The sequence below is a fragment of the Rhodococcus wratislaviensis genome (assembly GCF_900455735.1).
In the GTDB taxonomy this organism is placed as follows: domain Bacteria; phylum Actinomycetota; class Actinomycetes; order Mycobacteriales; family Mycobacteriaceae; genus Rhodococcus_F; species Rhodococcus_F wratislaviensis.
Map to the genome: position 1 here is coordinate 804,933 of NZ_UAUI01000011.1, position 26,231 is coordinate 831,163.

The window sequence follows — 26,231 nt, forward strand, 5'->3', positions numbered from 1 at the left end:
CATAAATTGTGATTCCTGTTACGTTGTGACAGGCACCACTCATCCGGCCTGTGCCGGACATTCGAATCGTGAAGAATCAGCCGAAATCGAGGAGCCCTCGTGAAGCTTTGTGTCACTCCCCTGACCGGATCCATCGGCGCCGCAGTGGACGGCGTTCGCCTGGACGAGCCCATCGACGACCAGACCGTGGAGGCGCTGCGCGCAGCCTTCCGCGAGCACTGCACGCTCGTATTCCGGGACCAGTACGTAAAGCCGTTGGCGCAGATCGAATTTGCCCGGCTGTGGGGCGAGCCGGTAGTCACCGAAATGCTGAACCCGCTGGACGGGCACCCGGAGATCTTTCAGGTCGCCAACGTCAAGAAGGAGACCACCGCCACCGAAGCCTGGCACTACGACGGATCGTTCACCGCGGCACCACCGAAGATCACGATGCTCTCGGCGATCACCACCCCGGTGGGCGGGGACACGATGTGGTCGAACCAGTACCTCGCATACGAACGACTGTCCCCGGCACTGAAAGACACCCTCGACGGACTCATGGTGCGATTCAGCGGCATCCGGCTCGGCCGCATGCTCAACGTCGCCGAGCAGGACACCCCGACCGCGGTGCATCCGCTGGTGCGGACCCACCCCGAGACCGGGCGAAAGGCCCTGTTCGTGGGACACCGGGACAACGCCTGCATCGACGGCTGGACCCGGCAGGAAAGCGAACCCCTGCTCGAATACCTCTACCAGAGCTCGGTCACCCCCGACAACGTCTACCGCCACGCCTGGCGCGACGGAGACCTCGTCATGTGGGACAACCGGTGCACCATGCACTACGCGATCCACGGCTACGGCACCCAGGAACGAGTCCTCAACCGCATCACCCTCCGCGGCGAGGTCCCCGCGTAGGAGCCCCTACCACCCGCTCGCCGCCGCGGCCGCGTAGCGCACATCCAGACGCGGTGCTCACTGATTGGAGCAGCAATGCAAGAAATCGATCGCCCCTCGGTGAGCGCGACCGCAGCGCCGGGCGGATCGGCACTCTCGGATCGGTCGTGGAAGGTGCCGAGCGAGACTGCTTGCATCTCGACGACGAAGGGAGAGGATGTGTTCATGGCACTCCCGGACGACACCGAACGGGCAGACGACCCCGCCGACGGCGGCAGAAGGGTCGCCCCGGCGGTGAGCGCTCCGACCGCCCGCACCGCATGGAGTATCACGTTCCTCGTGATGATTCTGCAAACGATCAACTTCGCAGACAAGGCAGTACTCGGGATCGTCGCCCGACCGCTGTCCGAGGATCTGGGACTGTCGAACGCGGACATCGGACTCTTGGGCAGTGCCTTCTACGTCCTGTTCGTCATCACCGGACTGGTGGGCGGATTCATCGCCGACCGAGTACGCATCGTCTGGGTGCTGCTGGCTCTGGCCCTGCTGTGGTCACTGGTTCAGATCCCGGTACTGCTCGTGGGCACGTTCACCGCGCTGATCGTCAGCCGCGTACTGCTCGGCGCCGCGGAAGGCCCCGCGGGCGCGTTGAACAACGTGGCGGTGTTCGGATGGTTCCCCAAGAGCAAACGCGGCCTTCCGTCCGCGGTGGTCAGTTCCGGAACGTCTCTGTCGAAGATATTGATGGCACCCGCGCTCACGGTGATCGTCGCGGCATATGGATGGAAGGCCGCATTCTGGACCCTGATGATCGTCGGCCTGGTGTGGGCGGCGGTGTGGCTGGTTGTCGGCAAGGACGGGCCGTATTCGGTGAGCAGTGCACGGCAGGTGGCCCGGTCCGGTGCGCCTGACGGCAACGTGACAAGGGTGAGTTTCCTGCGAATCGCCGCATTACCCACCTTCTGGGGTGGGGTGCTCGGCATGTTCGCCATCTACGGGATGGTTGCGGTGATTCTCACCTGGCTGCCTTCCTACTTCGAGCAGGGGCTGGGTTTCAGCCGGGTCGACTCGGGACTGCTCTTCGCACTGCCGAGTGTGACCGGGATGGCGTCGATGTTGTTGGTGTCCTTCATCACCGATCGACTCGCCGGCAGGGGGATGACAGTGCGGGTCTCGCGCGGAATGGTGTCGGTGGTGGCATTGTTCGCCTGTGGCGTCATGTTGGCCTCCATCCCGTTGGTACACAGTGCGTGGCTGGCCGTGTTCCTCGTGGTCGCGGGATACGGAGCCGGGGTGGCCAGCTACCCGCTGATGAATGTCGCGGTGGCACACATCAGTCCTGAACGTCAGGTCGCATCCACTCTGGGCGTGTTCACCGCACTGTTTTCGACCTCGGGCATCCTCGCGCCGTGGCTCACCGGTCACCTCGTCGATGCGGCGACGACGCCGGCAGAGGGGTACACGACGGCTTTCCAGATCTTCGGTGTCGTGGCGATCATCGGCGCCGTGGTGATGGCGCTGACGGTCGATCCCGAGCGTGATCGTGCCCGGATCGCAGCGATCGATACGCTGACCAGCGCCGACGACAGGTCCTGACGAAGGCGCAACACAGCCGAACAAGTATGCGGGGCCGCGCGGTCACCCGGCTTCGGTCATCGCACACGAATCCAGCACGGGCGATTGGCTGACGTTACGTCAATTGGTGTGTAGTCCTGCGCTATTCACCACAGTCGACACTGACCAAAATTGTTGTCGACATAAATTGTGATTCCTGTTACGTTGTGACAGGCACCACTCATCCGGCCTGTGCCGGACATTCGAATCGTGAAGAATCAGCCGAAATCGAGGAGCCCTCGTGAAGCTTTGTGTCACCCCCCCTGACCGGATCCATCGGCGCCGCAGTGGACGGCGTTCGCCTGGACGAGCCCATCGACGACCAGACCGTGGAGACGCTGCGCGCAGCCTTCCGCGAGCACTGCACGCTCGTATTCCGGGACCAGTACGTAAAGCCGTTGGCGCAGATCGAATTTGCCCGGCTGTGGGGCGAGCCGGTAGTCACCGAAATGCTGAACCCGCTGGACGGGCACCCGGAGATCTTTCAGGTCGCCAACGTCAAGAAGGAGACCACCGCCACCGAAGCCTGGCACTACGACGGATCGTTCACCGCGGCACCACCGAAGATCACGATGCTCTCGGCGATCACCACCCCGGTGGGCGGGGACACGATGTGGTCGAACCAGTACCTCGCATACGAACGACTGTCCCCGGCACTGAAAGACACCCTCGACGGACTCATGGTGCGATTCAGCGGCATCCGGCTCGGCCGCATGCTCAACGTCGCCGAGCAGGACACCCCGACCGCGGTGCATCCGCTGGTGCGGACCCACCCCGAGACCGGGCGAAAGGCCCTATTCGTGGGACACCGGGACAACGCCTGCATCGACGGCTGGACCCGGCAGGAAAGCGAACCCCTGCTCGAATACCTCTACCAGAGCTCGGTCACCCCCGACAACGTCTACCGCCACGCCTGGCGCGACGGAGACCTCGTCATGTGGGACAACCGGTGCACCATGCACTACGCGATCCACGGCTACGGCACCCAGGAACGAGTCCTCAACCGCATCACCCTCCGCGGCGAGGTCCCCGCGTAGGAGCCCCTACCACCCGCTCGCCGCCGACACCCGATGTTTCCGATTCGAATTCGATTGCGGTACATACTGACTGGAGCAAACCCATGCAAGTTCTCGACCAGACCTCGGTGAACGCGACGGCATCCTCGAGCGCGGCGGAACCCACACGCCGGACCTGGAAGGTGTCGCGGGAGTCGCTGGTGGTGCGGGGAGCGCAGATCCTCCTCGGCCTCGCGTGGCTGGGACTGTGGCAACTCACGGCAGAACACGAGTGGCTGGACCCGGTACTCGCGAAGACACCGGGACAGTCGTGGGAGTACCTGGTAACGGCGGCGAAGTCCGGCGAGCTGTGGACCAACACTCGGTACACCATGGTCGCAGTTCTCATCGCGTGGATCGTGGCAGGCGCTATCGGCGTCGTCTTCGGTGTCGCGCTGGGACTGCTACCCCGCGTCGAGCGAGTGCTGACTCCGTATCTCGATGCGGCCAATGCAATGCCGCGGATCGCCCTCGCGCCGTTGTTCATCGTGGCACTCGGCATCAACACTTCGGCGAAGGTTGCGTTGGCCTCGACGTTGGTCTTCTTCATCGTGATGTCCGGAGCACGCGCCGGGGTGCGATCCACCGACGCGGAATGGTTGCGCCTCTCCACTGTCTTGGGGGCCACGAAGTCTCAGATGTTTCTGAAGGTACTCATTCCGGTCGCGACGCCCGCGATCTTCGCAGCGCTGCGGTTGGGGCTGATCTATTCCCTGCTCGGCGTGGTCGGTTCCGAACTGATCTCGGCCCGAAACGGATTGGGCCAGTTGGTCGCCACATACTCTGCGACGTTCCGGATGGAGGCGGTGTACGCGATCCTGCTGTTCCTGGCGCTGATCGCAGTGGTACTCAACCAGGCGATGAGTCACGCCGAGCGCTGGTTCCTGCGGTGGCAGCCCCCAGTTGATCGATGACCAATCCTGTCATCGGAAAAGACAAGTCTGGAGCACATGAGATGTCCATGATTTCTACCGCACGGCATGCAGCACGTTCCGCCGGGGTCGGCTCGCCTGCGGATCCGGGCAGGAACGCGATCGAGTTCGAAGGCGTGGAAGCAACCTATCCGGCTCCACAGGGCGGCACCCGGACCGTGTTGTCCGGAATCGACCTACAGATCCCGGCCGGCGAATTCATCGCCATCGTCGGCCGAAGCGGTTGCGGCAAGACGACATTACTGAACATGGCGGCCGGTCTCGTCGACCCCGCTGCGGGCAGGGTATCCGTTATGGGAAAGACACCGCGGGATGCGCGGTCGCATCTCGGATTCATGCTGGCGCGCGACGCCCTGCTGCCGTGGCGCAGCGCGTTGCGCAATGTCGAGTACGGGCTCGAGTTGCGGGGCGTGCGCCGGGCGGAGCGCAGGGCGCTGGGGCGGCGGTGGCTGCAGGCGGTTCACCTCGAGGAAGCTGGGCATCTGTGGCCGTGGCAGCTGTCCCAGGGAATGCGGCAACGCGTGGCACTGGCACGAACCTGGGCGCTGGACCCGGAGGTGCTGCTGATGGACGAACCCTTCGCCGCACTGGACGTCAACACCCGGATGTCGGTGCAGAAGGAATTCCTCGAGTTGTGGCAGCGCGAAGCGCACCGCACCGTCATCTTCGTCACCCACGACCTGGGTGAGGCGGTGGCCCTCGCCGACCGGATCGTGCTGATGGGGGAGGGGAAGGTCCTCGACGACGTACAGGTGGACATCCCACGGCCACGAGAACTCGCCACGGTTTCCGCTGACCCTCGGTACCAGGCGATATACGAACGCCTGCGTGAACGACTGCACTGAATCATTCTCGGCAACCAAGCGTCCCGACAAGCAGGAGACCCAGATGCTCGACAAGCGTTCCGCAATCACAATCGCAGGGGCACTAGCCCTGCTCAGCTCGATGGTCGCGTGCGGCTCCGCCGGCACCGCACCCACGTCGGAGAACGGGCTCACTTCCATCACGATCGGCAGTATGGAGAGCAACTCGCTCAGTTTCCCGTACACGATCGCCCAGGAACAGGGTTTCTTCCAAGGGGCAGGTCTCCAGGTCGAAACTGTCACCGCACCCTCGGGGCCCCAGCTCACGGCGGCGTTGATCGGGAACACGACCCAGATCGCGATCGGGACACCCGAGAACGTCATGGGTGCGATGAATCAGGGGCAGCAGATCACCGCGATACCACCTTTCGGGCACATAGACATGTCACTCGTCACTCCCGCCGACAGCGGGATAACCGATGTCACGTCTCTACGCGGAAAGCAGATCGGCGTCGTTCAACGGGGGAGCGCCTCGGAGAGGTTCGCCCGCACGGTTCTCTCCGGTAACGGTGTGGATCCGGATAGCGTGACCTACGTCGCGGTGGGGGCCGGCGCGACGATGGAGCCAGCGGTGCGCAACAAAAAGGTCGACGCAACTGTGGGTTCGACCTCCACCGTGGTCACGATGGAGGACCACGGCATCGAATTCCGTACCTTGGCGAGCCCGTTCGACGGCACGGCAGGCGAGCTGGGCGATGTGGGACTGCAGACGTTCTGGACGACGACCGAAGAGTTTGCGCAGCAGAACCCGGAAATCCTCAACGGATTCTGCACCGCGATGAACAAGGCCGCCGACTGGATCGCAGACGACGCGAACCGTGGGTCCGGTGTGCAGTCCCTGGCGACCTTGCTGCGGATTCCGGCGGAGAGCGCCGGACGGATCTGGGACAAAACACATCTGTCCTGGAGTCCGACGATAAATGAAGCCACGTGGACCGCGAACGTCGACTGGATCCTCGGCGACGGGAGTTCGGGTCTTTCCTTCGAGCAAGCCGTCATGCCCGAATGTGCCTGAGGCAGTGAATGCTCCCGCATGTTCGAGGGAGTAGGTCTCTCCCGGCGGCGGCCGCAGGGGCAGATCTGTAGCAACGCGTGAGAGTAATCGCTATGCGAAAGGGTCGACTGTGTCTGAAAGATTGCGGCCGGTAATCGATCTCGAATCATTGCGCATGCTCGTGCTGGTCGCTGATCTCGGCAGCATCTCGGCAGCTGCCCGTGCGGAACAGATCAGCCAGCCGTCGGCGAGTAGGCGAATCAAGGCATTGGAAGAACAGCTGCGGCTGGAACTGATCGATCGCCGGACCCGGGGTGCGGAGTTGACCGTGCACGGCCGAATGGTGACCGACTGGTCTCGCGGCGTCGTGGACGCCGCGGATACCCTCGTGGGCGGCGCCCGGGCGCTGACAGCGCAGGCCACCGAGACGGTGAATATCGGGGCGAGCCAGACCGTCGCGGAGTCTCTCGTGCCGACATGGCTGGCCGAGTTTCGCCGGCACGGCGAGTGGCCCCAAGTGCAGCTGCGCGTTACCAATTCGCAAGGAGTGATCGCGGCACTGCGTGCGCGCGAGATAGACCTGGGGTTCATCGAATCTCCAGACGTTCCCAGCGATCTGCGCAGCGTCCCGGTCGGCCGAGACCGCCTCGTGCTGGTCGTCTCACCTCTGCATCGGCTGGCGTGCTGTCGTCGGCCGCTGTCTGCTCGCGAGTTGGACGAGCTGCCGCTCGCCACCCGTGAAGGTGGCTCGGGAACCCGGGAAACGCTGCAGCGTGCGATGGGCGCAACGATGTCGCCTCCAGCGATCGAACTGCACTCGAATACTGCGGTGAAGGTGGCGGTCAGTGGGGGCGAGTACGCCGCCGTACTCAGTGAGTTGACCGTGCGGCAGGAACTGCGCGACGGACGGTTGATCGAGGTCCCGCTCGCCGATCTGGACCTGACCCGATCGCTGCACGCCATTTGGCGAAGTGGCACCCGCATTCGGGGCTCCGCCGGTGACTTCCTCGCCCTCGCCGCACCGTCCCCAGGCCCGGAACCGGCCGTCGGTCCCGGAGTAGCCCACGACGAGGTGTAGCTCCCTCTAGATTCGGGGTATGGACCTGCGTCAGATGGAGTACTTCCTCGCCGTCGTCGATTGTGGCGGGGTCACACGGGCCGCGACACAGTTGCACGTCGCGCAGCCCTCGTTGTCGCAGGTGGTCCGCAAGCTCGAGAAGGACCTCGGGGTCGAGCTGTTCCATCGCGTCGGCCGAGGCCTGGTACTTTCCCCTGCCGGCGAGGCACTCGTCGGCCCGGCGCGGACGATCCTTCGGGAGGTGGAATCGGCCGAGAACGCGGTACGCGACGTCGGGGCGATGCGCGGCGGCCGGATCGACATCGCCTCACTGTCGGACCTGTCCTCCGATCCGCTGTCGGTATGGGTTGCGAAATTCCGCCTGCAGTACCCCGACGTCCGGTTCCACATCGAAGAGCGCGACGAGATTGCCGATGTTGTGTCCTTGGTCCGGTCGGGGGCGTGTGAGCTGGGTGTTCTTGCTCTACCGCTGCCGACCGAGGGCCTCGTCGGGGAGGAGCTGATCGACCAGCAGCTCGTGCTGGTGTGTCCGCCCGGCACCGACGCACGGTGGCCGGATCCGGTGCCCATCGAGGAGCTGACTCGTGTTCCGTTCGTCATGGGCGAAAGGGGAACGGCGACCCGGGACTTCATCGATCGCTCGCTGCGGTTGCACGGAGTCGAACCCGACGTCGCGGTGGAGGTGCGTCAGCGTGGCGCCGTGCTTCCGATCGTCCTCGCGGGCGGCGGCGTATCGATCGTCGCCCTGCGCAGTGGACTCGACGCGATGTTGCGTGGCGGGGTGGTGCGCGAACTGTCGCCGCGGCTCACCCGCCGTATGGGTGTGGTCCGCCGTCCCGGCCGGATCACCGAGGCGTCCACGCAATTCTTGGCATGTGCTCGCGCGTCCTTCGAGGAGTTCGCCGCATCCATCGCCGCGCACATGGCCTCCGGTACGTCCCTCGTGGACGCGGCGAAGCTGACGCGGGCCGAGTCCGACCGCCAGATACGCGAGGACATCGCGGGCAGCATCGACTCATAGGTAATCGCAGTACTTTTCCTACTTTTCTGGTCTTTGACCTGATCGATTCTCGCGCCTTGAATGGTGTGTACCTGATCACACCGTTGCGGCGGAACCCGGCTCGATCACCTAGGCGGTCGCCTGCGGAATCCATCCGGACCGGTTCACACGCCACGCACATCATCGCGACGGTTCGTTCCACGAAGAGGACCTATGACCCAGACATCATCGCCGACGACCACGTCGGCCAGGCACACCAGATCGGCGCCGATGCGACGCGCCTGGATCGTCGTCGGCCTCCTGGTCGTGTTCATGCTCATCAATCACGCGGACAAGTCCGTCATCGCGTTCGCCGGTGTGCAGATCCAGAAGGACCTCGGCCTGAGCCCGCAGGAGTTCGGCATCATCCAGAGCAGTTTCTTCTGGCTGTTCGCCGTCGGTGCCCTGTTCTTCGGCTGGTTGTCCTCCAAGGTGAGCCTGCGCTGGCTGATGGCCGGCCTGATGCTGACGTGGGTGGCCACCATGGCCCCGCTGCTCGGCACGGTCAGCTTCAGTGTGCTGGTCGCCTGCCGGATCGTGCTCGGCTTCGCCGAGGGTCCCGCGTACGCGCTGGCCAACCACGCCGTGCACTCCTGGTTCACGCCCGAGAAGCGAGCGATGCCGAGTGGATTCGTCACCGCCGGTGCCTCGATCGGCACCCTCATCGCCGCACCCCTGCTGACCTGGATCATCGTCCGCTGGGACTGGCACGCCGCGTTCTACATCCTCATCGTGATGGGTCTGGTGTGGGCGGTGGCCTGGATGATCTTCGGCCGCGGCGCCCCCGAGGAGAACACCCCGGCCGCGAAGACCGCAACCACGATCGTCGTCGACACCGTCGACGCCCCGTACAAGACGATTCTTCGCACCGGCACCGTGCTCGGCATCGCGCTGCTGATGTTCTGCTCGTACTGGTCCACCACGCTGAAGGTGGCCTGGCTCCCGGTCTACCTCCAGGACGGACTCGGCTACGACACACTCACCACCGGCCGCCTGGTAATGCTCCCCTACGGGTTCGCAGCGGCAGGCGCGATCGCCGCGGGTTGGTTCTCCAGCCGCCTCATCGCGCGCGGTGTCTCCCGAAAGGTTGCCCGCGGATACCTCTCGGCCGTGCTGATCGGCGGCGCAGGCGCCGCAATGATGGGCTTCACCGTGCTGCCGCAGGGCCCGGTGCAGATCCTGCTCGTCTCCCTGGCCTTCTCGCTGAACACGGCAGCATTCGGTGTCGCGCTGTCGGCCATCGCCGACGTCGTGCAGTCGAAGAAGCGCGGCATGGTCCTCGGTGGACTCAGCGCGGTGTCGAGCATCTCCGGCATGATCGCGCCGCTCGTGCTCGGCTTCACCGTCGGCGGTACAGCCGACAAGATCTCCGGCTACGCCAGCGGCTTCCTGATGAGCGGCGCGCTGATGGTCGTCGGCAGCATCATCGCGGTGTTCCTGGTCAACCCGGACCGCGACATCGCCCGCATCCGCCGCAGTGTCGAGGAGGCAGCATGAACATCGACAAGCCCCTGGACGGCGTTCGCGTCGTCGACTTCGGACAGTTCATCGCCGCCCCGGCCGCCACCCAGATCCTGGTCGACCTCGGCGCCGACGTGATCAAGGTCGAGCCGCTGCACGGCGAGTCCGCCCGCGGCATCGGCCCGGCCGGCGAGGCCATGCTGCAGAACTACAACCGCGGCAAGCGTGCAATGGCACTGGACCTGAAAGACCCACAGGCACAGGAGATCGCGCGAAAGCTGATCGCGAGCGCCGACATCGTGGTGCAGAACCTGCGCCCGGGCGTCATGGAGTCGTTCGGCCTCGGCGCCGAGGATGTCCTCGCGGAGCACCCCTGGATGGTCTACGCCACGGTCAGCGGATTCGGCCTGCACGGACCGTCGAAGTACCGGCCCGGACTCGACATCGCGGCGCAGGCCGAGAGTGGGATGATGTGGGTCACCGGCGAGGCCGACAGCGAGCCGCAGAAGGTCGGGGCCCAAATCGTCGACGCCGCTTCCGGTTACGTCTGCGCCCAGGCGATCCTGGCGGCCTACGTGCGCCGGCTCCGCACGGGCGAGGGCGACACCGTCGAGGTGTCGCTGCTCGAGGTCGCGATCCACCTGCAGGGCACGAACTGGGGCCAGTACCTGATCACCGGTGAGGAGCCTGTCCGCAAGGGCAACGGTCAGCCCAGTATCGCCCCCGCCGCGGACGTGATGACGACCAGGGACGGCAGCCTGGTCCTGTCCGCCTACTCGGATGTGCACTTCACCCGACTGTGTCGCCTCATCGGGCGCCCCGACGTCGCCGACGACCCGCGCTTCGCGAACAACACCCTGCGGGTGGCAAACCGCAAGGCGATGCTCGTCGAACTGCGGAGCGCATTCTCGACGATGACGAGCGACGAGGCCATGGAACTTCTGACCACCAACGGCGTTGTCGCGGGCAAGATCAACACCTATCCCGAGGCCATGCGGAGCGCGGACGTGAACGCGTCCGGACTGTTCCTCGAGGTCAGCGGCGCGGACGGGGTCCCGAACACCGCTCTCGGATCGCCCTGGCACCTGGGCAGCGTGGCCAAGCTGTCCAGCGAAGGCGACCCGGACCTCGGCCAGCACACCGCCGAACTGCTCGCCGAACTCGGCTATCCCGCCGCCACGGTCGACGCGCTGGTCGCCGACAAGATCGTCGGCGTCGGCTAGACATCGGCACCCACCTGCCGCCCCCCACTTTCACAAAAGAGGATTCACCATGCAACGCACCATCTTCACCGAAGACCACGAAGCCTTCCGGGACTCCGTCCGCCAGTTCATCGCCAAGGAGATCACCCCGAACCTGCCCGAGTGGGAGGCCGCCGGTTTCATCCCCCGCGACTTCTACAAGAAGACGGCAGAGATCGGAATCAACGGCCTCCAGATCCCCGATCAGTACGGCGGCGGCGGCATCGACAGCTTCCTGTTCAACACCGTCGTCTACGAGGAGATCGGTTATGCCGCAGCATCGCTCGGCGGGTTCCAGGTCCACCTGAACACAGTGCTGCCGTACTTCCTCGAGTACGCCGGCGAGGAGCAGCGCGACCGCTGGTTCCCCGGTTTCGCCGACGGCAGCCTGGTGAGCGCGATCGCGATGACCGAGCCGGGCATCGGTTCCGACCTGGCCGGCGTCACCACCACCGCCGTCCGCGACGGCGACGACTACATCCTCAATGGCAACAAGACCTTCATCACCGGCGGCATCAACGCCGACCTGGTGATCGTGGTGGCGCGCACCTCGAAGGATCCCGAGAACCGCCGCAAAGGCCTGTCGTTGCTGGTCGTCGAGGGTGACATGCCCGGCTTCATCCGCGGCCGCAACCTGCACAAGATCGGCATGAAGTCGTCCGACACCGCCGAGCTGACGTTCGACAACGTCCGCGTGCCGGCCCGGAACCTGCTCGGCGAGGAGGGCGCGGCATTCAAGATGCTCGCCCACAACCTGCCGCAGGAGCGGCTGTCGATCGCGATCACCGGTCTCGCCACCGCGACCGCCGCGGTGAACCTCGCCATCGACTACGCCAAGGAACGCCTGGTCTTCGGCAAACCGCTGGCCGACTTCCAGAACACCAAGTTCGTGCTCGCCGAGTGCGCGACCGAACTGCAGGCCGGCCAGGCGCTCGTCGACCAGGCGCTGATCGCGCTGGACGGCGGCACCCTCACTCCCGCCGACGCGGCCAAGGTGAAGTTGTTCTGCACGGAGATGCAGGCCCGGGTCATCGACAAGTGCCTGCAGGTGCACGGCGGCTACGGCTACATGAGCGAGTACCCGATCGCGCGGCTGTACGCCGACGCCCGCGTCACCCGGATCTTCGGCGGCACCAGCGAGGTCATGAAGAGCGTCATCTCGAAGTCGATGGGTCTGTAGGCATCCCATTCCGCCCCGGCGGGCCACACACCGTTCCCACCCCGGACGCCACGCGGCCGGACAACCCGAAAGACCTTCTCCATGCAGATCAAGGACATCAACGCCGTCGTCACCGGCGGCGCATCCGGACTCGGACTGGCCACCGCGACCCGCCTGGTCGAGGCCGGCGCCACCGTCACCCTGCTCGACCTCCCCGGCTCGTCCGGGGCCGAGCAGGCCGACGCGCTTGGCGCGGCAGCGCGGTTCGTGCCGACCGACGTGACCGACGGGGACGCCGTCGCCGCAGCCTTCACCGCAGCCGCCGAGAGCGGCCCGGTGCGGGCCGTCGTGCACTGCGCCGGCCGCGGTAGGCCCATGCGCGTCCTCACCAAGGATCGCAAGGCCGCCGACCTCGAGCCTTTCGAGTCGGTGATCAGGCTCAACGTGATCGGCACCTTCAACGTGCTGCGGTTCGCGGCCGAGGCGATGGCCGCGAACGAACCACTCGACGGCGACCGCGGCGTGTGTGTGCTGACCGCCTCCGTCGCTGCCTACGAGGGGCAGATCGGGCAGATCAACTATGCGACGTCCAAGGCCGGAGTCGTAGGGATGACTCTGCCCGCCGCCCGCGACCTCGCCGGTGTGGGGATCCGGGTATGCACCATCGCGCCCGGGGTGTTCGCAACCCCGTTGTTGCTCAATGCTCGTGACGACATCCGCGACGCCCTGGCCGCTTCGGTTCCGCACCCGCAGCGGCTCGGCGAGCCCTCCGAGTTCGCCGCGCTGGCCGCGCACATCATCGAGAACGGCATGCTCAACGGCGAGACGATCCGCCTCGACGGCGCGATCCGGATGGCACCCCGGTGACCGACGAGACACCCGCACCGGTCGTGCTGACCGAGCGGGTGGGACCGGTGCTGGTGGTCACGCTCAACCGCCCCGACGCGCGCAACGCGGTGAACGGCGCGGTCGCACAGGCGGTCGCCGCGGCGGTCGAGCTGCTCGACTCCGATCCGGACCTGCGGGTCGGCGTGATCACCGGAGCCGGCGGATATTTCTGCGCCGGTATGGATCTCAAGTCCTTCCTGCGGGGCGAGAGTCCCCGCGTCGAGGGCCGGGGGTTTGCCGGTCTCGTCGAGGCCACCCCCGCCAAACCCCTCATCGCGGCAGTCGACGGTCCTGCCCTCGCCGGCGGATTCGAGATCGTTCTGGCCGCGGACCTCGTCGTCGCCGCGCCGACCGCGACGTTCGGCCTGCCCGAGGTCCGGCGTGGTCTGGTCGCCGCCGCGGGCGGACTGACCCGGCTGCCCGCCCGGCTGCCCCGCGCGGTGGCACTGGAAATGGTGCTCACCGGTAAGAGCATGACCGCCGCGCAGCTGCACCCGCTCGGCCTGGTCAACCGGCTGGCCCCGGAGGGCGGGGTGCTGGCGGCGGCGCTCGAACTCGCCGAGGAGATTGCCGGCAACGGGCCGCTCGCAGTGCGGGCCAGTAAGAAGGTCGTCGACGAGTCTCCCGGCTGGCCGCCGGCCGATGCCTTCGAACGGACCCGGCAGATCGTGATGCCGGTGTTCGACTCCAACGACGCCCGCGAGGGCGCCGCCGCATTCACCGAACGCCGTGCCGCGGTCTGGACCGCGACGTGATCACCGAGAACGAGAGAACAGGAACACACCATGCGTGATGCAGTCATCGTCGAGGCCGTCCGGAGCCCCATCGGTCGCCGCAAAGGTGGCCTCGCGGAGGTTCACCCCGTCGACCTTTCCGCGACCGTCCTGACTGCGCTGCTCGACCGGTCCGGGGTCGACGCCGCAACAGTCGACGACGTCCTGTGGGGATGCGTCGGTCAGGTCGGCGAGCAGGCAGGCAATATTGCCCGCAACGCGGTTCTCGCCGCCGGATGGCCCGAGTCGGTTCCCGGCACCACGATCGAGCGGCAGTGCGGATCGAGCCAGCAAGCACTGCATTTCGCGGCCGCCGGTGTCATCTCGGGCCAGTACGACGTCGTCGTCGCGGGTGGAGTCGAATCGATGACCCGGATCCCGATGGGATCGGCGCGACGCGTCGGACTCGGCGATCCGAACAGCGAAGCGATCCGGCGACGCTACGAGGGCATCGAGTTCAACCAGGGCCGCGGTGCCGAGATCCTCGCCGACCGCTACGAGCAGAGCCGTGGCTGGCTCGACGAGTACAGCCTGCGCTCACACCAGCGAGCCGCACAGGCGGCCGACGACGGCCGATTCACCGGCGAGATCGTGCCGGTGACCCTGCCCGACGGAACAAAACTCGAGGTCGACGAGGGAATCCGTCGGACCACCACCCTCGAGAAGCTCGCGCAGTTGGAACCGGCTTTCGGTGAGGACGGCCGCATTACCGCAGGCAATGCTTCGCAGATCTCGGACGGCGCAGCCGCATTGCTGGTGATGTCAGGCGAGCGCGCACGGCAACTGGGACTCACCCCCCTTGCGCGGGTGCACACCGCCACGGTGGTGGGCGACGATCCGGTCGCGATGCTGGCAGGGCCGATCCCCGCCACCGCACGGGTGCTCGAACGGGCCGGACTGGCAATGGACGACATCGGGGCATTCGAGGTCAACGAGGCGTTCGCCAGCGTGGTGGGCGCGTGGCTACGGGCGACCGGGGCGCCTGAAGACAGGGTGAACTCTCTCGGCGGCGCGATCGCGCTCGGACACCCGCTCGGCGGATCCGGCGCCCGCCTGGCCACCACCCTCGTGCATCACATGCGGGCCGACGGAGTCCGCTACGGACTGCAGACGATGTGCGAAGGCGGCGGCATGGCCAACGCCACCATCTACGAGAACCTCGCCGTCGCGGGCTGACGCTGGTCATCGTTGGACCTCAGGACCGAGAGATATCGAATGCCATGAACTACCGAGAACCTCGCCGATGGCAACAGAGGCGTCGCGTCGAGTGGATCGATGTCGACCGCAACGGCAAGCACCCTGACAACGAGGCGCAGCGCCTCATCGAGTTCGCCGGCCGGTGGGCACCCTACGGGGGTGCGACCGGGGAGGAGATCCTCGTCAACTTCGGGATGACATCGCTCCGATTCGTCGAGCGTTTATGGCAGGTCATTCCTGAATCGACGTGCGGCCAGGAAGAGATTCGCAGTCTCGCCAGCGCGTACCCGCTGGATCGGCAAACGAACCGGTCCTGACCACCCGCAGCCTCAGCCTCCCGGGCTCGGGGCAGTGGCCGTTGATGGTGCCCAGGTCGGGGAGGGGCGGACGATCCGTCCCACCCCTCCCCGTCCTTCTGTGTGCTTCCGACACGACATCGGCTTTTCCGGCACGACCCGCCGGGAATCGGGGCACACTTGCAGAAGACCTCGGCGGAGGAGGACACCGTGTTCCACCGCGGAGACGATGCCGTCACCGAAGAACACTCGCTGGACGAGTCCCTGCTCGTCGAGCCCGAATCCCCGCGCCGGCCGTGGCGGGAATTCCTCGTCTCGACCCCGGGACGACTGTCCGTGCTGGGGATCGCCCTCGTCACCGCCGCGCTCGCGACCGGGGCGATCACCTCGGCGGCGATCAGTGCCCGGCAACAGCGCATCGAGACCCTGCGGACGCACACCGAACCCCTCACCTACGCGGCCGAACGGCTCTACAGTTCGCTGTCCATCGCCGACGCCGCGGCCGCCACGTCCTTCATCTCGGGCGGTGTCGAGCCGATCGCCGTCCGAAATCGGTACAACCAGGCGATCGGGGACGCGTCGAACGCGCTGGTCACCGCGTCGAACGGCGTCGCCTCGACAGACGCCGCGGCCCTCGCGCTGCTGTCCGAGGTGTCGAGGGATCTCGCCGACTACACCAGCCTGATCGCCACGGCCCGCGCCAACAATCGGTCGGGCAACCCGGTCGGCGTCGCCTATCTCAGCGATGCCTCCGCGATGATGCAGGACACGATCCTGCCCGCAGCCGAGCGTCTCTACTCGGAGCAGTCGAGATCCGTCGCCGACACCCAGTTCCTCACCGGGCGGCTTCCGAGGGCCGCGTTCGCCGTCGCCGTCGCCCTGCTCGTCGCGCTCGTCCTCGCGCAGGTGTACCTGGCGCGCAAGAGCAAACGTCGCGTCAATCCCGGCCTCGTCCTCGCCTCCCTCCTCGCTGCCACCCTCCTGATCTGGCTGGGCGCCGCCACCCTGGTCTCCACCGCAGCCACGGACCGGGCGAGAACCGAAGGGGCGCAACCGCTCGGCACGATCACCCAGGCACGGATCCTCGCCCAGCAGGCCCGGGCGGACGAGACGCTCGCGCTGCTGCAGCGCGGCTCCGACGAACAGTCCGAGGTCGACTACGCCCGGCGGTCGGCCGAACTCGCCGACATCCTCGGGGGGCTGCAGGACGGCGATCACGGGCCGGCGACGACACCGCCGATCGACGCCGCCGTCACCGCGCTCGGCGACTGGCGGCGCGCGCACACCATGCTGCAGGAGAAGCTCGACGTGGGGGACTACCCGGGGGCGAAGGCCATCGCGATCGGCCCCGCGGACTCGGCGTCCCCCGCCACGTTCGCGGCCCTCGACGAGTCGTTGCAGGACGGCATCGACCGATTCCGCAGCGAGGAACTCGACGGGATGGCCGACGCATATCGCTCGTTGTCGCTGCTCGCGGTGGGTAGCATGGTGATCGGCGTGCTCTGCGGGTTCGCCGTCGGTGGGGGGATCTGGCCCAGACTGAACGAGTACCACTGATGACGCGGGTGAGTCGACCGAGACGGCGGACGCGCCCGCGCGCCCTCCTCCTCTCCGCTGCCGTGGTCGCCGTCCTCGCGGCCGGATGCGCCACCCCGCAGCCCCTCACTCCCACCGTTTCGGGCGACTACTCGGAAACCCCGTTGACGAGCGGGGCCGAGCTCCTTCTGCCCACCGGGGGCGACGTACCCGAGGAGCCACCCGCACCCGACTCCTGCGGCGCGCTCGCGAGTCTCCGCCCCGCCGCGCCGGACATCCGGGCGCCGGGAAGCTCGCTTGCCGAGATCACCGCCCGCGGCCGGCTGATCGTCGGAATCGACCAGAACACCAACCTCTTCAGTTTCCGGGATCCGACCACCGGCATGCTGATGGGATTCGACGTCGATGTCGCGGGAGAGGTGGCGCGGGACCTGTTCGGTGACCCCTCCCGGGTCGAGTTCCGACTGCTCACGTCCGGCGACCGTTTCGATGCCCTCGCGAACGAGGACGTGGATCTGGTGGTCAAGAGCACGTCGATCACTTGCGAACGGTCCGAGCGTGTCGCCTTCTCCACCGTGTACTTCCAGGCCTATCAACGTCTGCTGGTGCCGAAGGGATCCGGCATCTCCGGCCCGGAGGATCTGGCGGGCAAGCGCGTCTGCACCGCCGGCGACACCACCTCACTGGACACCGTTCGCCGAGTGCAGCCCGAGGCCACGATAGTGGCGGTACCCGACTGGGATGACTGCCTCGTGGTTCTCCAGCAGCGGCAGGCCGACGCCGCGAGCACCGACGACTCCATCCTCGCCGGGCTCGCCGCCCAGGATCCGAACCTGGAGATCGTCGGCCCGCCGCTCGAGTCGGAGCCGTACGGCATCGGGGTCAACAAGACCAACGAGGATCTGGTGCGCTTCGTGAACGGCACGCTGGATCGGATGCGTGCGGACGGAACCTGGACGAGGCTCTACGACAACTGGCTGACGGTTCTCGGCCCTACCGCCGGACCACCCGCCCCCACCTACCGGGACTGAGGTGACACCGACGTGAGCGACGAAACCAGGCGAACGCCGATGGACGACGACCCGCAATCCACCAGGGGTGTGCGGTTCGATCCGTTCGCGGATGACGACGACGAGGACGTCCCCTCGTCGCGCACGGTGCCGGACGCCGTCCACACCTCCGACCTGTCGATGCTCCTGACCAATCCCGTTCTGGCGGAGCACAAACGCTACTGCGACCGATGCAAACGCCCCGTCGGACGTTCCACCGCCGCGCGGCCGGGAGACACGGAGGGGGTGTGCACCCACTGCGGCACCGTCTTCTCGTTCGCCCCGCAACTCGAGGCGGGCGAACTCGTTGCGGGCCAGTACGAGGTCCTTGGGTGCCTCGCCCACGGCGGCGTCGGCTGGATCTACCTCGCGCTCGACCACAATGTCAGCGACCGCTGGGTGGTCCTCAAGGGCCTGCTGCATTCGGGCGACCCCGTGGCCCAGGAGATTGCTCTCGCCGAGCGCCGGTTCCTCGCCGAGGTCACGCATCCGAGCATCGTCAAGATCTACAACTTCGTCGAACACCCCGGGATGGACGGCAATCCCATCGGCTACATCGTCATGGAGTACGTCCGGGGCAGAACGCTGCGCGACCTGCTCACCGAACTGAAGGAGGAGGCCGGGCCCGACGAACCGAAGCCGATGCTGCCGGTGGAGCACGCCATCCGCTACCTCCTCGAGGTCACGCCCGCGCTCGGATACCTGCACTCGATGGGGTTGGTGTACAACGACCTCAAACCCGAGAACATCATGATCGGCGACGACTACGACCAGCTCAAGCTCATCGACATGGGCGCGGTCGCCAGGATCGGGGACCACGGATACATCTACGGCACACAGGGTTACCAAGCCCCCGAGATCGCCACCACCGGTCCCACCGTCGCCTCCGACATCTACACCGTCGGGCGCACACTCGCCGTGCTGACCCTCGACATGCCCACTGCCGGGGGCTGTTACGTCGACGGCCTGCCGACACCCGAGGAAGCGCCGCTGCTGGCGGAGTACGAGTTCTATCACCGGCTGCTGCTGCGGGCCATCCAGCCCGATCCGGCCCGCCGCTTCGCGTCGGCCGAGGAGATGTCGACGCAACTCGAGGGTGTCCTGCGCGAGGTGCGGGCCCAGCAGACCGGCCAGCCGCATCCGGGACTGTCCCACCGATTCAGCCCGCAGCGCACGACGTTCGGGACCGACCTCACGATCAGCCGCACCGACGTCTACGTCGACGGGCATCGTCGGGACGAGCGGATCAGCGCGATGAGTATCGTTCGAGCACTACCGATTCCGTTGGTGGATCCGGACGATCCGGCCGCGCCGTTACTGTCCGTCGTCCACAGCAGACCGAGGGAACTCCTCGATTCACTGCACAGGGCGAAGGAGGCGGCGGACGACGGCGTGGCGTCCACGAGCATCGAGATCCCGCTCGCCGAGGTACGCGCACACCTCGATCTCGGGCAGCCCCGTGATGCCGCCACCATTCTCGAATCCCTCGACCACCAACATGAGGACACGTGGCGCGTCGACTGGCACACGGGACTGTGTGCGCTGGTGGGCGGCGACTTCGAGGCGGCGTTCACCCGATTCGATTCCGTCCTGACCGCGCTGCCGGGCGAGGAGGCCCCGAAGCTCGCCCTCGCGGCGACGGCCGAGATGTGGTGCGAATACCGCTCCGGCGAGGACATCGAGCGGTGGCGCCGAACCGCCGAAAAGTACTACTGCACAGTGTGGCGCACGGATCACGGCGCAGTCAGTGCTGCGTTCGGGCTGTCGCGGCAACTCGAGCACCGCGACGACCGGGCGGCCGCGGTGGAGGCGCTCGACGAGGTGCCACCGACATCACGACACTATGCCGAGGCCCGGTTGACGAGTGTGCTGATGCTCGTCCACGATCGGCCCCTCGCCGAGGTGAGCGAACTGGATCTCCAGGAGGCCGCCCGGCGCGTCGAACTTCTCGCCCACGACGAGCGTCGCGCACTCCAGACCCGGGTGCTCGTCCTCGGCGTGGCCGTGGACTGGCTGCACGCCGGCGGTATCCCCGAGACGACGAGGATCCTCAGCGTGCCGTTCACCGAACGCGGTCTGCGCACCGGGGCGGAGTCGGCGCTCCGGGCCCTCGCCCGCAAGGCACCCGAGCGCAGGCATCGGTACACCCTGGTGGATCTCGCCAACCTGATCCGCCCGACCACGTGGCTGTAACACCCGAACTCGGGTCACAGCACCCCGAATCCGATGTGCTCGCGGCCCCACCGGGCATTCCACGCCATCACCTGCATACGGTCGCTCAAAGCATCACGGCTGCGGACCGTTTCGGCCAGCTGGCCCATGAGTTCGATGATCCGTCGCCGAGCGTCCTCCAGTTCCGTTGCCAGGCGCTCCTCCTCCCTCGACCTCGCGGTGCGGTTCCTGCTCGCGATCATGGTGCTCATCTCTACTCCGATCGTGACGACGTGGCGTTCTCCACGGGGCTCATCGCACCGACAACTCTGGGCCATCTGGTACGGGTCCAGAAGATCCAGAAAGACGGCGAGACAGGGGACCAATCTGGACCTATGACGTAGCGCACAAGTGGCTCTGACGCTAGAGACGATTCGATCGTAGGGTTCGAGTGCTCGCTGACATCTCGACCGGAGGTACCCATGCGCATCCACACCGACGCACTCACGATCGCGGGCAGGGACTTCTCGTCCCGGCTTCTCATGGGCACGGGCGGTGCGGCCAACCTCTCGGTGCTGGAAGAGGCACTCGTCGCCTCGGGCACCGAACTGACGACGGTGGCGATGCGCCGAGTGGACGCCGCAGGGAGAACCGGGCTGCTCGAACTGCTGGATCGGCTGGGCATCGCGTTGTTGCCGAACACAGCCGGCTGCCGGGGCGCCGCGGAGGCGGTGCTGACTGCGCGCCTGGCCCGCGAGGCCCTGGGCACCAACTGGGTCAAGCTCGAAGTGATCGCCGACGAGCGCACGCTCCTGCCCGATGGGATCGAACTCGTCTCGGCAGCAGAACAACTCGTGGACGACGGATTCGTCGTGCTGCCGTACACCAACGACGACCCCGTGCTCGCCCAGCGCCTGGTCGATGCCGGATGCGCCGCCGTGATGCCACTCGGTTCGCCGATCGGCACCGGGCTCGGCATCTCGAACCCCCGCAACATCGAGATGATCGTCGCGCGCACCGACATCCCGGTCATTCTCGACGCCGGGATCGGCACCGCGAGCGACGCAGCACTGGCGATGGAACTCGGCTGCGACGCCGTACTGCTCGCCACGGCGGTGACGAGGGCTTCGGACCCTCCGCTGATGGCCGCGGCGATGGCCGGAGCGGTCACGGCCGGGCGCCACGCCCGGAACGCCGGACGAATACCGAAACGGTTCTGGGCGCAGGCGTCGTCACCGGTCGCGGTGTAATCGGGCGTCCCGCGAACGCCGACTCGGCTAGCGTGAACCCCCATGCGGGTACACCACCTCAATTGCGGCTCGTTCTCCTCGGCGCTCATCGGGCGGTTGGTGTGCCACGTACTGGCGTGTGAAACCGACGCGGGCATCGTGCTGGTCGACTCCGGCTTCGGGAAGGCGGATGTCGCCGACCCCACCGGATGCGTCGGCCGGTACTCGAACCTGATGGGTGCCCGGTTCAGGGAGTCGGAGACGGCGGTCCGCCGGCTCGAGAAGCTGGGCCTGAATCCTGCGGACGTGACCCACATCGTGGCGACCCACCTCGACTTCGACCACATCGGCGGTGTGGCCGACTTCCCGAACGCCACTTTGCACACCACCGCCGCGGAACGGACAGCATGGGAAGGACGTTCGTCGTTCCGGGAGAAGGTCCGGTACCGTCCCGCCCAGCTCACCCCCGCACCCACGGTGCACACCTACTCGGGGCCGGGCGAATCCGTGCTCGGTTTCTCCGACACCTACCCGATCGCCGGGGTCGGCGACCGCATCGTGCTCGTCCCGTTGCCCGGCCACACCCGGGGCCACGCGGCGGTGGCCGTCGACACCGGCGAGACGGGCTGGCTGCTGCACGCGGGCGACGCGTTCTACCACCGCAGCACGGTCGCCGCCCCCGGACAGGTGTCGCCGGGAACCGAGGGTCGCGCCCTGCGCGTGATGGAAGAGCTGATCGCGGTGGACCGTTCGAAGATCCGCGGCAATCATCGTCGACTCCGGGAACTGAACAATCAGGAGGCGCCGCGGGTGCGCGTCTTCTCCGCCCACGACCCGACCCTGTTCGAGGAACTGGCCGGTGAGCGGGGCTAGCGCTACCGCTTCACGAAGGGGCTCAGTCGATCGCGAACCAGGCCCGCACCTGAGCCTCGTGGTCGATGTACCGTTCGCCGGACACGTCGACGACGACCTTGTCGATTGCGCCGCCGGTGAAGGTGAACGGTGCGGTGTAGTCCGGGGTCACCGGGGATGCGCTGTCACGCCCGACGCAGATGCCGTCGCCGACGAGGCAGAACGCGCCCGGCTGGGTCACGATGTTCCCGCCCGCCACCCGCTGGTCGTCGACGTACAAGGTGACAGCTCCCGCGAACCCCGGCACTGCCGGGTCGGTGTTCTTGCCCTCCACCGTGAACTCGGCAGTACAGACATGTGATCCCGGAGTGATCTCGCTTTCGGCGGTGATCTCCTGGAGGTGTGTTCCGAGCCAGTTGTACACGTAGTGCAGTCGACGATCCTTCAGGTACAGGCTGTGTCCGCCGGCCACGCCACCGTGGGCGTAGAGGACGCCCTCGGCGTCGGCGGTGTCCAGGCGAACCCCCGCCGCGATCGTGAACGACCGGCCGTTGATCGGGACACCGGCCGACTCGGGAACATCCGCGCAATCCGGGTAATACACATACTGATCTCTTTTCTTCCCGGAGTGCGGCCGCTCGGCCACGACCTGCTCGAGGGCGCTGCGGTCGTCGAGTGGCAAACCGTTGTAGAGACCGGCGTAGTAGAACCACAGGCTTTTCAGGGTCGCCAGACGTTCCGGTTCCTGCGCGGCGAGGTCCTTGGTCTGGGCCCGGTCCTCGTCGAGGTGGTAGAGCTCCCAGACGTCGTGTTCGTAATGACCCCACCCGGACAGTGGCGGATGCACGGCAGTGGCGAGCCATCCCCGCTGATACAGGGATCGCTGACCGAGCATCGTGTAGAACTGCAGCTCCTTGCCCGGTACCGTCGCATCGGTCAGGGATGCCGCGAAACTCTCCCCTTCGATGGGGTTCTGAAGGTATCCCCCGAGGGTGCGCGGCGGTTCGATTCCCACCAGTTCGTAGATCGTCGGAACGATATCGACGGCATGGATGTACTGGTGCAGGGGCTCACTCCTGGGCTCGAGCTTTGCCGGCCAGGCGACCATGCACATGTCGGCGATGCCGCCCTCGTAGCCGGCCCACCGCTTCCAGTACGGGAACGGTGTATCGAACGCCCAGGCCCATCCGGTGTTGTAGTGGTTGTACGACGCCGGCCCACCCAGTTCGTCCAGGTGTGGGAGTGTCTCCTCGGTCGTGTCGGCGACCCCGTTGAAGAAGCGCCACTCGTTGAACGATCCGTTCGGGCCGCCCTCACCACTGGCGCCGTTGTCGGAGATGACGACGATGAGCGTGTTGTCGAGTTGCCCCGAGTCCTCCAGAAAGTCGATCACCCGACCGAGCTGATCGTCCGCGTACGAGACGAAGCCGGCGAACACCTCGGCCATGCGCGCGAAGAGGCGCTGCTCGTCGGCGGTGAGCGACGCCCAGGGCCGGACCGTATCGAGTTTCGGCCAGGGTTGCCCGTCGGGCCCGGTGCGTGTCGGCTCTCCGTGCGGATTGATGGGTGAGAGCTCGGTGTTCTCGGGCAGAAGTCCCATGTGCTTCTGCTGCTGCAGGATTCCGGCGCGAATGGCCTCGTACCCTTCGTCGAACCTGCCCTTGTACCGGTCGGCCCACTCCGCGGGGACGTGGTGCGGTGCGTGCCCGGCCTGCGGCGCGAGATACATGAAGAACGGTTTGTCGGGGTCGACGGATTTCGCGTCGCGGATGAACTCGATGGCCTTGTCCGACAGGTCCTTCGACAGGTGGTAGCCGTTCTCGGGGGTGCCGGGAGCATCGACCGGGTGATTGTCGTAGACGAGATCCGGGTACCAGCTGTTCGTCTCGCCGCCGAGGAATCCGTAGAAGCGTTCGAATCCGCGGCCCAGTGGCCAGCGGCTCTTGACCGCAGACATGTTCGTCTCTTCGCCCGGGGTGAGGTGCCATTTTCCGACGCAGTAGGTGTTCCAGCCCTGCTCGGCCAGAACTTCGGAGATGAACGCATTCTCGAACGGGATGTGGGTCGAGATGCCCGGGAATCCGGAGCTGAACTCCGCGATGGTCGCCATGCCGTTGGTGGTGGCGTTGCGGCCGGTCAGCAGCGACGCCCGGGTCGGGGAACACAATGCCGTGGTGTGGAAGTTCGCGTATTTCGTCCCCATGTTCGCGATGCGTCTCATGGTCGGGGTGTCGACCGGGCCGCCGAAGACGTCCATGGTGCCGTATCCCACGTCGTCCCAGGCGAGGAGCAGGATGTTCGGGGCACCGTCAGGGGCTGGTGTCGGCAGGTACGGTTCCCAGTCCGGGACCGAGTCACGAATATCGACCGCGATCTTCCCCCGCTGATTCCTGGCCATGGTGTCACTCCTCGACTGGGTAGGGTTGACCTGCCATGCGGTCGCTGCACCCGTGCACCGGTCGCCGGCGGGGATCGCCGGTGATCCCCGCCGGATTCATCGTCCGGCCGCCGACGACCGGGTGTCTACGCCCGCACGGTACGAGCCGACACGATCTTCTTCCCCCACTCCGGGCGAGTCTTGACGGGTTGAATTCCGGCCCCGAAAGGGCCGGCATCTATGGCGGTGTGCGTGTGCGGCGACACCGGATGGACGTCAGGGGCTTACAGCACCGTGGTGAGAATGGTCCTGACGATCATCGAGATCGCGACGACGCCGAATATTCCGAGTCCAACGATCCACACGTAGAACATGAGCCGCAGGTGTATGAGGTTCCCGAACCAGCCTGCATCCAACTTCGTTTCATAGGGTTTCCGGAAGGCCGCGCCGTGCGGCCCCCAGTCTCCCGCCCCGAGTTCGTCCTGTTCGAAGCGGTCGAGCCACTGTACGTCCCGAATTTCAGCCTGTCGGTGGCTCGCCATGAGCATGATCGAGATCACCGACAAGTTCAGCGCGAGCACTGCGGAGAAGATCCGAGCCCACGTGTCGACGCCCTGACCCAGCGCGATGCTGAACAGGAAGGCTTGGGCGGTCAGGCTCAGGGCCGGGACCTGCCAGAGCAGGTTCTCGTATTGCAGGCGGCGGGCCGCCACCACCCGGTACAAGGCCTCTGGATCGGTGGGGCGCCGGGGCGCGGGATTGGCCACACCGGCACTGTCTCATGAAACAAACATCTTCCGCCAGAGCCGTAACCCGGTGCTCGGCGTCGCCGTGCACGCTCAGTTCGGGCGGGTCGATTCGTGCCGACCACCCGAGAGGATGAACACACTGATCAACAGCACCCACGCCGGAAACAGCAGAGTCACCCAGAAACTCAGGCTGACGACCAGTAGCAGGCTCAGCGCCACCAGATAGGTGATCACCGCCAGCCAGCGCGGCATCAGGCCGGTGCGTAGCCAGATCGTGCCGAGCGAAATCATGAACACCCCGGCCATGCGCAGCGCGTAGACGTTGTTGATCTGCAGCATCACCTCCCGCCCGAAGTAGACGATCGACGATTGCGGGAGGTCGGACTGCCGCGAGATGGCGAGCACACCACCGGCGACCGCCGTCGAGGTGAAGATCATGGCCAGAAACAGCAGCCCGCTGCCCAGGAACACCGTCGAGAAGAATCGGTCCTCGAGATCCCCGAGCCGGTCGCGGATGACGGCGACGAACCACAGGAATGCGATACCCGCGAACGGTAAAAGCGTCAATGCGACAGACATTCTCGATCCGGTGCGCCCCACCCACGCCGTGTCCGTGACGACGCCGCCGGGCAGCGCGGTGCGCACCAGCACGAAGCTGATGGCGAAGAGCACGGCGAACACGATACCGGCGATCGCCGCGGCGCGCGGAGTCTTCAGCTGCCGCAACCGCGCATCGCCCTGCACTTCGGCCATACACCAATCTAGACCGAAGTCGTGTTTCCCGACAGGCCTTCGGCCCGTGCGCGGTTGACGAGTCCCTGCACT

At 66.5% G+C, this 26,231-nt stretch carries 24 protein-coding genes; 20 read left to right on the forward strand and 4 right to left on the reverse strand.

Annotated elements, in window-relative coordinates; translation table 11 throughout:
* Nucleotides 1-99: 99 nt before the first annotated feature.
* From DTA22_RS17425 to DTA22_RS17510, 18 genes are all read left to right on the forward strand, one after another.
* The gene (locus DTA22_RS17425) at nucleotides 100-894 is read left to right on the forward strand and encodes a TauD/TfdA dioxygenase family protein (RefSeq protein ID WP_037246064.1); all 795 of its coding nucleotides are present in this window, start codon (nucleotides 100-102) and stop codon (nucleotides 892-894) included.
* 204 nt (nucleotides 895-1,098) lie between these two features.
* Nucleotides 1,099-2,469, forward strand: coding sequence for an MFS transporter (locus tag DTA22_RS17430; protein ID WP_245973411.1), 1,371 nt, complete (start codon nucleotides 1,099-1,101; stop codon nucleotides 2,467-2,469).
* 269 nt (nucleotides 2,470-2,738) lie between these two features.
* Nucleotides 2,739-3,524, forward strand: coding sequence for a TauD/TfdA dioxygenase family protein (locus tag DTA22_RS17435; RefSeq protein WP_112300248.1), 786 nt, complete (start codon nucleotides 2,739-2,741; stop codon nucleotides 3,522-3,524).
* A gap of 83 nt (nucleotides 3,525-3,607) precedes the next feature.
* Nucleotides 3,608-4,456: an ABC transporter permease gene (locus DTA22_RS17440; protein WP_112300249.1), complete on the forward strand. Its 849-nt coding sequence runs from the start codon at nucleotides 3,608-3,610 to the stop codon at nucleotides 4,454-4,456.
* A gap of 47 nt (nucleotides 4,457-4,503) precedes the next feature.
* Nucleotides 4,504-5,319 (forward strand): ABC transporter ATP-binding protein, encoded by an 816-nt coding sequence (locus DTA22_RS17445; protein ID WP_245973410.1) that lies wholly within the window; start codon nucleotides 4,504-4,506, stop codon nucleotides 5,317-5,319.
* Complete coding sequence (locus tag DTA22_RS17450) at nucleotides 5,303-6,352, forward strand: ABC transporter substrate-binding protein (protein WP_112300251.1); 1,050 nt, start codon at nucleotides 5,303-5,305, stop codon at nucleotides 6,350-6,352. Before DTA22_RS17445 ends, DTA22_RS17450 begins: the two co-directional genes overlap by 17 nt.
* Before the next feature lie 109 nt (nucleotides 6,353-6,461).
* On the forward strand, nucleotides 6,462-7,409 hold the full coding sequence (locus DTA22_RS17455) for a LysR family transcriptional regulator (protein ID WP_255309482.1): 948 nt from the start codon (nucleotides 6,462-6,464) through the stop codon (nucleotides 7,407-7,409).
* 19 nt (nucleotides 7,410-7,428) lie between these two features.
* Entirely contained in the window at nucleotides 7,429-8,430 is a 1,002-nt protein-coding gene (locus tag DTA22_RS17460) for a LysR family transcriptional regulator (RefSeq protein WP_174233811.1), read from the forward strand.
* A gap of 192 nt (nucleotides 8,431-8,622) precedes the next feature.
* Entirely contained in the window at nucleotides 8,623-9,945 is a 1,323-nt protein-coding gene (locus DTA22_RS17465; RefSeq protein ID WP_081792441.1) for an MFS transporter, read from the forward strand.
* The gene (locus DTA22_RS17470; protein WP_112300253.1) at nucleotides 9,942-11,132 is read left to right on the forward strand and encodes a CaiB/BaiF CoA transferase family protein; all 1,191 of its coding nucleotides are present in this window, start codon (nucleotides 9,942-9,944) and stop codon (nucleotides 11,130-11,132) included. Before DTA22_RS17465 ends, DTA22_RS17470 begins: the two co-directional genes overlap by 4 nt.
* Before the next feature lie 49 nt (nucleotides 11,133-11,181).
* Nucleotides 11,182-12,330 (forward strand): acyl-CoA dehydrogenase family protein, encoded by a 1,149-nt coding sequence (locus DTA22_RS17475; RefSeq protein WP_037234698.1) that lies wholly within the window; start codon nucleotides 11,182-11,184, stop codon nucleotides 12,328-12,330.
* Between the two features lie 81 nt (nucleotides 12,331-12,411).
* Entirely contained in the window at nucleotides 12,412-13,176 is a 765-nt protein-coding gene (locus DTA22_RS17480; RefSeq protein ID WP_112300254.1) for an SDR family NAD(P)-dependent oxidoreductase, read from the forward strand.
* The gene (locus DTA22_RS17485; protein ID WP_112300255.1) at nucleotides 13,173-13,952 is read left to right on the forward strand and encodes a crotonase/enoyl-CoA hydratase family protein; all 780 of its coding nucleotides are present in this window, start codon (nucleotides 13,173-13,175) and stop codon (nucleotides 13,950-13,952) included. The genes DTA22_RS17480 and DTA22_RS17485 overlap by 4 nt, the downstream gene beginning before the upstream one ends.
* A gap of 30 nt (nucleotides 13,953-13,982) precedes the next feature.
* Complete coding sequence (locus DTA22_RS17490; RefSeq protein ID WP_112300256.1) at nucleotides 13,983-15,146, forward strand: thiolase family protein; 1,164 nt, start codon at nucleotides 13,983-13,985, stop codon at nucleotides 15,144-15,146.
* A 44-nt stretch (nucleotides 15,147-15,190) separates the two neighbouring features.
* Complete coding sequence (locus DTA22_RS17495; protein WP_037234714.1) at nucleotides 15,191-15,484, forward strand: hypothetical protein; 294 nt, start codon at nucleotides 15,191-15,193, stop codon at nucleotides 15,482-15,484.
* A gap of 189 nt (nucleotides 15,485-15,673) precedes the next feature.
* A complete protein-coding gene (locus DTA22_RS17500) occupies nucleotides 15,674-17,020 on the forward strand; it encodes a hypothetical protein (protein WP_112300397.1) in 1,347 nt (448 codons plus the stop codon).
* On the forward strand, nucleotides 17,020-18,030 hold the full coding sequence (locus DTA22_RS17505; protein WP_037234719.1) for a glutamate ABC transporter substrate-binding protein: 1,011 nt from the start codon (nucleotides 17,020-17,022) through the stop codon (nucleotides 18,028-18,030). The genes DTA22_RS17500 and DTA22_RS17505 overlap by 1 nt, the downstream gene beginning before the upstream one ends.
* A 12-nt stretch (nucleotides 18,031-18,042) precedes the next feature.
* Complete coding sequence (locus DTA22_RS17510) at nucleotides 18,043-20,241, forward strand: serine/threonine-protein kinase (protein WP_112300257.1); 2,199 nt, start codon at nucleotides 18,043-18,045, stop codon at nucleotides 20,239-20,241.
* A gap of 14 nt (nucleotides 20,242-20,255) precedes the next feature.
* Here DTA22_RS17510 and DTA22_RS17515 read toward each other — a convergent pair whose 3' ends face one another.
* Nucleotides 20,256-20,471: a hypothetical protein gene (locus DTA22_RS17515; RefSeq protein WP_112300258.1), complete on the reverse strand. Its 216-nt coding sequence runs from the start codon at nucleotides 20,469-20,471 to the stop codon at nucleotides 20,256-20,258.
* A gap of 210 nt (nucleotides 20,472-20,681) precedes the next feature.
* Between DTA22_RS17515 and thiG the strand changes: the two genes are divergently transcribed.
* Nucleotides 20,682-21,449 carry a thiazole synthase gene (gene thiG / locus DTA22_RS17520; protein ID WP_112300259.1) on the forward strand — a complete coding sequence of 256 codons (768 nt, stop codon included), beginning with the start codon at nucleotides 20,682-20,684 and terminating at the stop codon, nucleotides 21,447-21,449.
* 42 nt (nucleotides 21,450-21,491) lie between these two features.
* Nucleotides 21,492-22,301 (forward strand): MBL fold metallo-hydrolase, encoded by an 810-nt coding sequence (locus DTA22_RS17525; RefSeq protein WP_112300260.1) that lies wholly within the window; start codon nucleotides 21,492-21,494, stop codon nucleotides 22,299-22,301.
* Between the two features lie 22 nt (nucleotides 22,302-22,323).
* On the opposite strand, the gene DTA22_RS17530 is transcribed toward DTA22_RS17525, so the two are convergent.
* From DTA22_RS17530 to DTA22_RS17540, 3 genes are all read right to left on the reverse strand, one after another.
* Complete coding sequence (locus DTA22_RS17530) at nucleotides 22,324-24,678, reverse strand: arylsulfatase (RefSeq protein WP_112300261.1); 2,355 nt, start codon at nucleotides 24,676-24,678, stop codon at nucleotides 22,324-22,326.
* Between the two features lie 263 nt (nucleotides 24,679-24,941).
* A complete protein-coding gene (locus tag DTA22_RS17535) occupies nucleotides 24,942-25,424 on the reverse strand; it encodes a hypothetical protein (protein ID WP_009476677.1) in 483 nt (160 codons plus the stop codon).
* A gap of 72 nt (nucleotides 25,425-25,496) precedes the next feature.
* Nucleotides 25,497-26,159: a hypothetical protein gene (locus tag DTA22_RS17540; RefSeq protein WP_112300262.1), complete on the reverse strand. Its 663-nt coding sequence runs from the start codon at nucleotides 26,157-26,159 to the stop codon at nucleotides 25,497-25,499.
* Nucleotides 26,160-26,231 lie beyond the last annotated feature (72 nt).